The organism is Streptomyces sp. ISL-66, from assembly GCF_018614135.1.
Classification (GTDB): domain Bacteria; phylum Actinomycetota; class Actinomycetes; order Streptomycetales; family Streptomycetaceae; genus Streptomyces.
In genome coordinates this window covers 1-9,506 of the sequence record NZ_JAGGOW010000221.1, presented here as the reverse complement: position 1 = coordinate 9,506, position 9,506 = coordinate 1, and the positions used below count along the sequence as shown (strand labels likewise).

9 protein-coding genes and 2 pseudogenes are annotated in these 9,506 nt (G+C 73.5%); 7 read left to right on the top strand and 4 right to left on the bottom strand.

Going from position 1 to position 9,506, the window contains the following annotated elements:
- Positions 1–46 precede the first annotated feature (46 nt).
- Entirely contained in the window at positions 47–961 is a 915-nt protein-coding gene (locus tag J7E97_RS33825) for a LysR family transcriptional regulator (protein WP_215035212.1), read from the top strand.
- Between the two features lie 21 nt (positions 962–982).
- Here J7E97_RS33825 and J7E97_RS33820 read toward each other — a convergent pair.
- Positions 983–1,381 (bottom strand): annotated as a pseudogene (locus tag J7E97_RS33820) (MBL fold metallo-hydrolase); the annotation flags it as partial.
- 114 nt (positions 1,382–1,495) lie between these two features.
- Complete coding sequence (locus J7E97_RS33815) at positions 1,496–2,275, bottom strand: DeoR/GlpR family DNA-binding transcription regulator (RefSeq protein ID WP_215035207.1); 780 nt, start codon at positions 2,273–2,275, stop codon at positions 1,496–1,498.
- Between the two features lie 253 nt (positions 2,276–2,528).
- Between J7E97_RS33815 and J7E97_RS33810 the strand changes: the two genes are divergently transcribed.
- The 3 genes from J7E97_RS33810 to J7E97_RS33800 are packed head-to-tail and all read left to right on the top strand — an operon-like array spanning position 2,529 to position 4,816.
- Positions 2,529–3,431 carry an SIS domain-containing protein gene (locus tag J7E97_RS33810; protein WP_215035205.1) on the top strand — a complete coding sequence of 301 codons (903 nt, stop codon included), beginning with the start codon at positions 2,529–2,531 and terminating at the stop codon, positions 3,429–3,431.
- Positions 3,428–4,264, top strand: coding sequence for a class II fructose-bisphosphate aldolase (locus tag J7E97_RS33805; RefSeq protein ID WP_215035203.1), 837 nt, complete (start codon positions 3,428–3,430; stop codon positions 4,262–4,264). The genes J7E97_RS33810 and J7E97_RS33805 overlap by 4 nt, the downstream gene beginning before the upstream one ends.
- 30 nt (positions 4,265–4,294) lie before the next feature.
- Positions 4,295–4,816, top strand: coding sequence for a hypothetical protein (locus J7E97_RS33800; RefSeq protein WP_215035201.1), 522 nt, complete (start codon positions 4,295–4,297; stop codon positions 4,814–4,816).
- A 100-nt stretch (positions 4,817–4,916) separates the two neighbouring features.
- Here J7E97_RS33800 and J7E97_RS33795 read toward each other — a convergent pair whose 3' ends face one another.
- The gene (locus J7E97_RS33795; RefSeq protein WP_215035199.1) at positions 4,917–5,222 is read right to left on the bottom strand and encodes an antibiotic biosynthesis monooxygenase; all 306 of its coding nucleotides are present in this window, start codon (positions 5,220–5,222) and stop codon (positions 4,917–4,919) included.
- 240 nt (positions 5,223–5,462) lie between these two features.
- On the opposite strand from J7E97_RS33795, the gene J7E97_RS33790 reads away from it, so the two are divergent.
- Positions 5,463–6,653 carry an acyl-CoA dehydrogenase family protein gene (locus tag J7E97_RS33790; protein WP_215035197.1) on the top strand — a complete coding sequence of 397 codons (1,191 nt, stop codon included), beginning with the start codon at positions 5,463–5,465 and terminating at the stop codon, positions 6,651–6,653.
- A 22-nt stretch (positions 6,654–6,675) separates the two neighbouring features.
- Here J7E97_RS33790 and J7E97_RS33785 read toward each other — a convergent pair whose 3' ends face one another.
- On the bottom strand, positions 6,676–7,386 hold the full coding sequence (locus J7E97_RS33785) for an SDR family oxidoreductase (RefSeq protein ID WP_308346929.1): 711 nt from the start codon (positions 7,384–7,386) through the stop codon (positions 6,676–6,678).
- Positions 7,387–7,779: 393 nt separating this feature from the next.
- Here J7E97_RS33785 and J7E97_RS33780 point away from each other — a divergent pair, with 393 nt between their 5' ends.
- A complete protein-coding gene (locus J7E97_RS33780) occupies positions 7,780–8,688 on the top strand; it encodes an oxygenase MpaB family protein (RefSeq protein ID WP_215035194.1) in 909 nt (302 codons plus the stop codon).
- Positions 8,689–8,715: 27 nt separating this feature from the next.
- Positions 8,716–9,506 (top strand): annotated as a pseudogene (locus tag J7E97_RS33775) (serine/threonine-protein kinase); the annotation flags it as partial.

The following is a 9,506-nucleotide window of genomic DNA, read 5'->3' as shown; positions in this document are numbered from 1 at the left end:
CGGCCGCGCGGGCGGACGCACCCGCCCGGCCTGCGAGAATGGCGAGGTGATCGACCCCCGCCGGCTGCGCATCCTGCGGGCCGTGGCGGACCACCGTACGGTGACCGCCGCGGCCGCAGCCCTCTACCTCACCCCCTCCGCCGTCTCCCAGCAGCTCGCGGCGCTGGAGCAGGAGACGGGGCACGCGCTGCTGACCCGCAGCGGCCGGGGCGTACGGCTCACCGCGGCCGGGGAGATCCTGCTCGGCCACGCCCACGAGGTGCTCGCACAGCTGGAGCGGGCGGAAGCGGAACTCGCCGCCTACGCGGGCGGCTCCGCGGGCGAGGTCACCGTGGCCGCCTTCGCCACCGGCATCGCCGAGGTACTGGCCCCGGCCATCACCCGGCTCGCCGCGGACCACCCCGGGATCCGGCTGCGCGTACGCGACGCGGAGGGCGACCAGAGCCTGCTGCTCCTGCTCGACGGGGAGGCGGACGTGGCGCTGGCCGTCGAGTACCGGGGCGCCCCGGGCGCCGACGACGGCCGACTGTCCGTGCTCCCGCTCTACGCCGAGCCGTTCGACGCGGTCCTACCGGCCGGGCACCGGCTCGGCGACCTGCCGGAGGTGTCCCTGGCTGACCTCTCCGATGCGGACTGGGTGGGCCAGTACCCCGGCAACCCCTGCCATGACGTGATGCTCCTCGCCTGTGAACTGGCAGGGTTCCAGCCGCGGTTGGTGCACTCCTCCGACGACTTCCGGGCCGTGGTGGCCCTGGTCGGCGCCAGCGCCGGAGTGGCCCTCGTACCGCGGTCGGCGCTGCGCGGCATGGACCTCAAGGAGGTCCGGGTCCGTCCGGTGTCCGGCCCGGCGCCCACCCGCCGCGTCTTCGCCGCCACCCGGCGCGGCGCCGAGGCGCACCCACTGATCGCCCCGGTCCTGGCGGCCCTGACCCGAGAGGCGGACCGTCTTCCGGAGCACTGACCCGGTGCCGCGTCCGGAGACCTACCCGATCGCGAAGACGGCGCCGGGCGCGGCGTGGTCCACGGGGCCGTGGTAGCGGGCGGCGGCGCGGGACACGGCCTCGGCCGGGGCCAGGTCCCGGCCGACGTGCGTGACGACGAGCCGCCGGGCCCGGGCGGCGCTCGCGGTGTCGCCGGCCTCCTCGGGGGTGTGGTGCACGGGTTCGGCGCCGGCCGGGTGCGCCGCGCTGTCGGCCTCGCACAGCAGGAGCGAGCAGTCCTCGGCGAAGCGGGTCAGGGCCGGACAGGGCGCCGTGTCACCGGAGTACACCAGCGACGCGCCCCCGGACTCGGCACGCAGGGCGAAGGCCGGTACGCCGTGGGACACCGCCCGGCTGGTGAGGCCGAGGCCGCCGATCCGCGCGTGGTGGCCGTCGTACAGGGCCACGGCGCATCCGGTGCCCGGACAGGCCCGCCGGGGTCGCGGCGCGCCCGGCGAACTTCCCGGCCACAGCGTCACTCGCTAGTGCCGCGTCAGGNNTTGCCTGACGCGGCACTAGACGCGGATGACCTCCACGCCCGCCGACTCGAACTCCTCGGCGACCGAGGGGGCCAGCCCGGTGTCCGTCACCAGGACGTCCACGGCGTCGGTGGCGACGATGCGGGCGAAGGCGCGGACACCCAGCTTGCTGGAGTCGGCCGCGATCACCACGCGGCGGGCCCGCTCGCACAGCAGCCGGTTCATGGCCGCCTCGTCCTCGTGGCGGGTGGCGGCGCCGTCGGCCGGATCGAAGGCGTCCACGCCGAGGACGGCGGTGTCCACGGAGAGCTGGCCGAGCACCTCCATCGCCAGAGGGCCGGTGAGCTCGTAGGACTGGGGCCGGGCCACGCCGCCCGTCAGCACGATCTTGAACTGCGGCCTGATGACCAGTTCGCCCGCGATGTTGAGCGCGTTGGTGACCACGGTGAGGGCGGGGGAGCCGGTGGCCAGGTCGGGCCGGGCGGCCAGCGCCCGCGCCACCTCGGTGGTCGTGGTGCCGCCGGTGAGGCCGATGACCTCGCCCGGGACGATCAGGGCGGCGACCGTCTCGCTGATGCGGCCCTTCTCGGCGGCCCGGCGCGAGGTGCGGTAGCGCAGGGGGAGTTCGTACGAGACCCCGTGCAGGACGGCTCCGCCGCGGGTGCGCACCAGCAGCTGCTGTTCGGCGAGCTGGTCGAGGTCGCGGCGGATCGTGGCGGCGGACACGCCGAGGGCCTCCGCGGCGGGCTCCACCTCGAGCTCGCCCCGCTCCACCAGCAGGTCCAGCAGTGTCTGCCAGCGTTCCTTGCGGGTCATCCGCCGCCCCTTCGGTCTTCGCTTCGGTCTTCGCTCGGTCGTCGCTTCGGTCTCGGCTCCGGTCTGGGCTCCGGTCTGGGCTTCGATCGTCGCTCGACCGTTCGCTTCGATGTGCTCACTTGGCCTACGCGTCGGCCCGTGCGTTGACCTTAACGCAGGAGATCATCCCCGAGATGCTTGAAGTTGCGTGAAAGAGCCCACTATCTTGCAAGAACACGCATTGAGGGTGCACGCACCGCGCTAGGGAGCCGCCATGAGCCATGTCGCGTACGAGCTGGGCACGCAGCCCGCATGCTGGGAACGGGCCGCCGAACTGGCCCCGGAACACCGGGCGGTGCTGCCGCGGCCGGGGGAGCGTACCGCGATCGTCGGCTGCGGGACCTCGTACTACATGGCCCAGGCGGCCGCCGTGTTGCGGGAGGAGGCCGGGCAGGGCGAAACCGACGCGTTCCCCGCGTCGGAGTTCCCCCGCCACCGGCGCTACGACCGGGTCATCGCGCTGACCAGGTCCGGGACCACCACCGAGGTGCTCGACCTGCTTGCCGGCCTGCGGGACGCGGGCACGCCCACGACCGCCGTCATCGGCGACCCGGCCACCCCCGTGATCACCCTGGCGGACGCGCTCGTCGTCCTGGACTTCGCCGACGAGCGCTCCGTCGTCCAGACCCGGTTCGCCACCACCGCCCTCACCCTGCTGCGCGCCCACGTCGGCCTGCACACCCCCTCCGTCGTGGCCGACGCGCGCGCCGCCCTCGCCGAGCCGCTCCCCGCGGAGCTGGAGACCCGGGGGCAGTTCACCTTCCTCGGCCGCGGCTGGAGCGTCGGACTCGCCAACGAGGCCGCGCTGAAGATGCGCGAAGCCGCCCTGGCCTGGGCCGAGTCCTACCCGGCGATGGAATACCGGCACGGGCCGATCAGCGTCTCCGCGCCCGGCACCGCCACCTGGTCCCTCGGCGAGGCACCCGAGGGGCTCGCCGACCAGGTCCGGGGGACCGGGGCCCAGTGGGTGGCCGGGCACCTCGACCCGCTCGCCGAGCTGGTCCGCGTACACCGGCTGGCCGTCGCCGTCGCCTCGCACCAGGGCCTGGACCCGGACGCGCCGCGCAACCTGACCCGCTCGGTGATCCTCACCGCGGGCGAGGAGGCGGTCCGATGAGCCTCGTCTCCGCGGGCGCCCTCGTCCAGCAGGCGGCCGCCCGGGGCCGCGCCGTCGCCGCCTTCAACATCATCACGCTGGAACACGCCGAAGCGGTCGTCGCGGGCGCCGAGTCGGCCGGACTGCCCGTGGTCCTCCAACTCAGCGAAAACGCCGTCAAGTTCCGCGGCGGACAGCTGCTGCCCATCGCCCGCGCCGCCCTCGCCGTCGCCGAGGCCGCCGGGGTGCCGGTCGGCCTGCACCTGGACCACGTCAAGAGCTCCGACCTGCTGCGGCAGGCCGTGGACGCGGGATTCAGCTCGGTGATGTACGACGCCGCGCACCTGTCCTACGCCGAGAACCTGGACGCCACCCGCTCCGCCGCCGACTGGGCCCACGTCAACGGGCTCTGGATCGAGGCCGAGTTGGGCGAGGTCGGCGGGAAGAACGGGGCCGCGCCCCTGGACCCGCACGCGCCGGGTGCCCGTACCGACCCGGACGAGGCGCGGCGGTTCGTCGCCGACTCGGGGGTGGACTCGCTGGCGGTGGCCATCGGCAGCAGCCACGCCATGACCAGCCGGACCGCCGCCCTGGACCACGCGCTGCTCGCCCGCCTCGCCAAGACGGTGGACGTGCCGCTGGTCCTGCACGGCTCCTCCGGCCTGCCGGACGGGGAACTCGCGGCGGCGGTCGCGGGGGGCATCCGCAAGGTCAACATCGGCACCGCGCTCAACGTGGCGATGACCGAGGCCATCCGGGCCCATCTGACCCCGGCGGATCCGCGCCCGTACCTGACGGCCGCCCGGACGGCTATGACGGCGACGGTGGTGGCTATGATCAGCGCCTTGAACTGAGCGCGCGGTGTGAGTGTCCGGGGGGACTTGATGGGCGTACGGCGGGGCCGCACCAGCAGGCGGCGACTTCTCCTGATGCTGGGGGCCCCGCTGGTCCTCGCCGGCACGGGATTCGGCGTCGCGTCCGCGCTGACGGGCGACGAGGACCCGCGGCACGAGATCCACACCAGCCTGGAGCCGCTGAACGAGCGGTTCGCCGAGTACACGGGCGAGCTCGCCGAAGCGCACTGGCAGGCCTACGACATCGACGACCGGGGTGACCGGCTCACCGTTCCGAGTCCCGATCACCGCATCCGCGTCGTCGGCGTCGCCCGGCTCCGCACGGGAGGCGCCGTCAAGGCCATGGATGGCGGCGCCACCTTCTTCACGGCCACGCCGAAGGCCCTGCCGGACCGGCTGAAGCCCTACCTGCCGACCGACGCGCAGTGGCTGCGCAGTGCCCACTTCGACAAGCTCGTGGCCGAGACGGACACGGAGGGCCCGGGCGGGAGCGAGGTCTGCTTCGACCCGCAGCGCGACCTGATGTACTTCGACCTGCTCAGCGTCGGCTGAGAGCGGTCACGGGGGTCGTGGGGGGTCGTGGGGGTCAACGGTAAACGGGTCAACGGGGTCGTGGGGGTCAACCGGGGGCGAAGGCGGTCCTGAGACCCGGTTACGCCGTCAGTACCGGCTCCCCGTAGTGCTCGACCTCGGGGAACGGCTCGTAGAAGCGGTGCAGCAGCCCCCGCCACCGCTCGTACTCGGCCGAGCGGCGGAAGCCCTCGGTGTGGTCGGCCAGCGTCTCCCACTCCACCTGGAGCAGGAAGCGCGATCCGCGCCCCTCGTCCAGGCAGCGCCGCAGCTCCAGCGAGCGGAAGCCCTTCTGTACCGAGATGAGGGGCCTGGCCTTCGTGAACGCGGCGAGGAACTCGTCCTCCAGGCCGGCCCGGACGTCGAGCAGCGCACTTTCCAAGATCATGGAGCGCATCCTAACGGGCCCCGATCCGCCCGGGGTCGGGGGGAATCGCCGCGAGGCCCCTCCCGCCCGACGTCGATCCTGGCTGCCCCCTCGCCGGACCCTCGCTGCCCCCTTGCCGGTCTCTCGCTGGTCCTCCGCCGCCCCTTCCGGATTCTTGGAACAGGTTCTAGTCTGCCCCCGCACCGGCGATGGAGTGGAGACGCCCGCGAGCCGGTCAGCCACGAGAGACCCGGAGGGGCCGTGCACCTCGAATACACGCCTGAGCAGCAGCAGTTGCGCACCGAGCTGCGCTCCTACTTCGCCGAGCTGATCCCCGAGGACGTCTACGCCCGGTACGAGGATCCTGCCGAGCAGAAGCGCTTCTACCGGGAGACCATCCGCCGGCTGGGCGCCGACGGCTGGCTCGGGGTCGGCTGGCCCGAGGAGTACGGCGGGCGCGGGATGTCGCCCATGGACCAGTTCATCTTCTTCGACGAGGCCGCGCAGGCCGTCGTACCGCTCCCACTGATGGCGCTCAACACCGTCGGGCCGACCATCATGCAGTTCGGCACGGACGAGCAGAAGGCGTACTTCCTCCCCAAGATCCTCGCCGGCGAGATCGACTTCGCCATCGGCTACAGCGAGCCCGACGCCGGCACCGACCTCGCCGCCCTCAAGTGCAAGGCCGTCCGCGAGGGCGACGAGGAGACCGGGACCTACGTGGTCAACGGCCAGAAGATCTGGACGACCAACGGCGACACCGCCGACTGGGTCTGGCTCGCCGTCCGCACCGACCCCGACGCCCCTGCCCACAAGGGCATCACCATGCTCCTGGTCCCCACCAGCGACCCCGGCTACTCCTGCACCCTCATCAACACCCTCGCCTCGCACGACACCACCGCCAGCTACTACGAGGACATCCGCGTCCCCGCGAGCCGCCGCGTCGGCCAGGAGAACAAGGGCTGGCGCCTGATCACCAACCAGCTCAACCACGAGCGCGTCACTCTCGCCGCCCACGGCACCATGGCCATCCGCGCCCTCCACGACGTCCAGCGCTGGGCCGCCGACACCAAGCTCGCCGACGGCCGCCGCGTCATCGACCTCACCTGGGTCCGCGGCCGCCTCGCCCGCACCCACGCCCGGCTCGACGCGATGAAGCTGCTGAACTGGCAGATGGTCAACGCCGTCCAGGACGGCACCCTCACCCCGCAGGACGCCTCGGCCGTCAAGGTCTACGGCTCCGAGGCGCGCCGGGACGCGTACGCCTGGCTGATGGAGGTGGTCGGCGCGGCCGGCTCCCTCAAGGACGGCTCCGCGGGCGCCGTCTTGCACGGCGAACTGGAACGCGGCTACCGCAGCGCGGTGATCTTCACCTTCGGCGGCGGCAACAACGAGATCCAGCGCGAGATCATCTCGTGGATCGGCCTGGGCATGCCCCGCGTCCGCCGCTGACCCGAGGGGCCTCCGGGGCCGGTCATACCTGGGCCGCGCCGCCGTCCACGAAGAGTTCGATGCCGGTGATGAAACTGCTCTCCCGCGAGGCGAGGAAGAGGGCCGCCGCGGCCACCTCCTCGGGCCGGCCGGCCCGGCCGAGCGGTACGCCGGCGGTCGCCCGCTCGCGGACGGCGGCCGGCGCCCGGTCCAGGGCGGGGGTTCGGATCGGTCCCGGGCTGAGGGTGTTGACCCTGATCGAGCGCCCGGCGAGCTCCAGCGCGAGGCTGCGCGCGAGCGACCGTACGGCCGCCTTCGTGGCGGCGTACACGCCGAACCGCGTGGACGCCGAGGATCCGGCGGCCGAGCCGAGCAGGATGACCGAGGCGCCGTCCCGCAGCAGCGGCAGGGCCCGTTGGACGGTGAAGAACGAGCCCCGGAAGTTCAGGTCCGAGGTCGCGTCGAACTGCTCCTGCGTGAACTCGGCGAAGCCGCCCGCCGGTCCGCCGCCGGCGTTGGCCACCAGCACGTCGACGGGACGGCCCGCCTCCGCCACGACCGCGAAGAGCCGGTCCAGATCCTCGACCAGGGAGGCGTCACCGCACACGGCGACGGCGCGGTCACCCAGTTCCCGGGCCGCCGCCGCGAGTTCGTCCGCCCGTCGGCCGGTGATGAAGACGCGGGCCCCTTCCCGTACGAAGCGGTGGGCCGTCGCCAGGCCGATGCCGGACGAGCCGCCCGTGATCACGGCCACCCGGCCTTCGAGCTGTCCGTCAAGCGGTGCGGCGCCCCGTCCGGCGTCCGTTCCGGCGCCTTCCGCGGCGTCCTGCCCGACGTCCAGTCCGGCGCCCTCCCCGTCGTCCTGCCGGGCGCCTTCCATGGCGTCCTGTCCGGCTGCCTGCCCGGCACCCTCCCCGGCGCCCTGCCCGGCTTCCTGTCCGTCGGTTCGTCCCGTGCGCATGGCCGTGCCTCCTCGTCCCGAGGGGAAGCGGGTGCGGTCCGCCGATGGGGAATCTTAGGGGCGCGTACGGGCGGTCGCCGGGTGGAATGCTGGAAGTGCGGCGGGCAGGCGGGCCGACGCGCCCCGCGAGCGGCGGGGGAAACGCGGGAAGGAGAGCGGGCATGGGCATGGGCACCGGGAGCGGGTATGGGTGAGAGTGGTGGACCCGATCCCGGGCTCTACGGTCCCGGCTCGGTCACCTGGCAGTGCCACGGCGACCCGATGATGTGGATCGCCGGGGTCCGCGCGCTCTACCTCCAGGCCCTGCACCCGCGCGCCGTCCGCGGGGTCATGGAGAACAGCTCCGCGTTCAGCGGCGAGCGGGGCCCGGGAGACGCCTGGGGCCGCCTGCTGCGCACCGCCGACTTCGTCGGCACGCTCACCTACGGCACCACCGAGGCCGCCGAACGGGCCGGCGCCCGGGTCCGCAAGATCCACCGCATGCTGTCCGCGACGGATCCGGCCACCGGCGCGCGCTTCCCCATCGACGACCCCGAGCTGCTCCTGTGGATCCACTGCGCGCAGATAGACAGCTTCCTGCACGTCCTGCGCCGCTCGGGGATCCCGCTCAGCCCCGCACAGGCCGACCGCTACGTGGCCGAGAACATCGTCAACGCCCGGCTCGTCGGGCTCGACCCGTCCGGGGTGCCGGCCGACACGGCGGCCCTCGCCGCCTACTTCGAGCGGGTCCGCCCCGAGCTCGCCGCCGGCCCCGACGCCCATGCCGTCGACGCCTTCCTGTGCGGCCCGCCCGTCCACCCGCTCCTCGTCCCTGGCCGAAACCTCGTGTGGCGCCCGCTCGCCGCCCTCGCCTACGGATCACTCCCGGCCTACGCGCACCGGCTGTACGGCCGCCCCCCACCGGACCCGCGCCGCGTCACCCGGCGCCTGCGTCTCACCGGTAGCCTGCTGCGCAGCATTCCCGCAGGTCTGCGCTGGCAGTTGCCTCCAGGTCACATCTTGAGAGCGATGCGCCGCATGGGCCCCGGGAGCCGTCCCTCCCCGTACACACTGCGTACATCAGCGTCCATACTGGACGGGCCGGGGAGGGCGTAGCACGACACACGGGGGCGACTTCAAGACATGGCGGAGTCCAGACTGATCCAAGGCCGGTACCGCTCGCTCGACCTGATCGGCCGCGGCGGCATGGGCGAGGTGTGGCGGGCCCGGGACGAATCGCTCGGCCGCCACGTGGCCGTGAAGTGCCTCAGGCCCATCGGGCCCGAGCAGGACGCCCACCTCACCCAGGTGCTGCGCGAGCGCTTCCGCCGCGAGGCGCGCGTCGCCGCGTCCCTCCAGCACCGGGGCGTCACCGTCGTCCACGACTTCGGCGACGACAGTGCCGCGGGCGGACCCCTCTACCTGGTCATGGAGCTGCTCGAAGGCCGTAACCTCAGCCAGCTCCTGGAGGACAACGAGGCCCGCCCGCTGCCCGTGGACGTGGTCGTCGACGTCGCCGAGCAGATGGCGGCCGCCCTCGGCTACACGCACGACCAGGGCGTCGTCCACCGCGACCTCAAGCCNNCGACTTCGGCATCGCCCGCCTCGCCGCCGACATCGGCTTCACCGCGAAGCTGACCGGCGGCGCCATGGCCATGGGTACCCCGCACTACATGTCGCCCGAGCAGATCGCGGGCGGCGAGGTCGACCACCGCAGTGACCTCTACTCGCTCGGCTGCGTCCTCTACGAGATCGCCACCGGCGCCCCGCCCTTCGACCTCGGCGACTCCTGGTCCGTCCTGGTCGGCCACCGGGACACCGAGCCGGTGCCGCCGCGCGAGCACCGGCCCGAGCTGCCCGGCTACTTCGAGCGGCTGGTCCTCGACCTGCTCGCGAAGCGGCCCGAGGACCGGCCGGGCGACGCCCGCCACCTG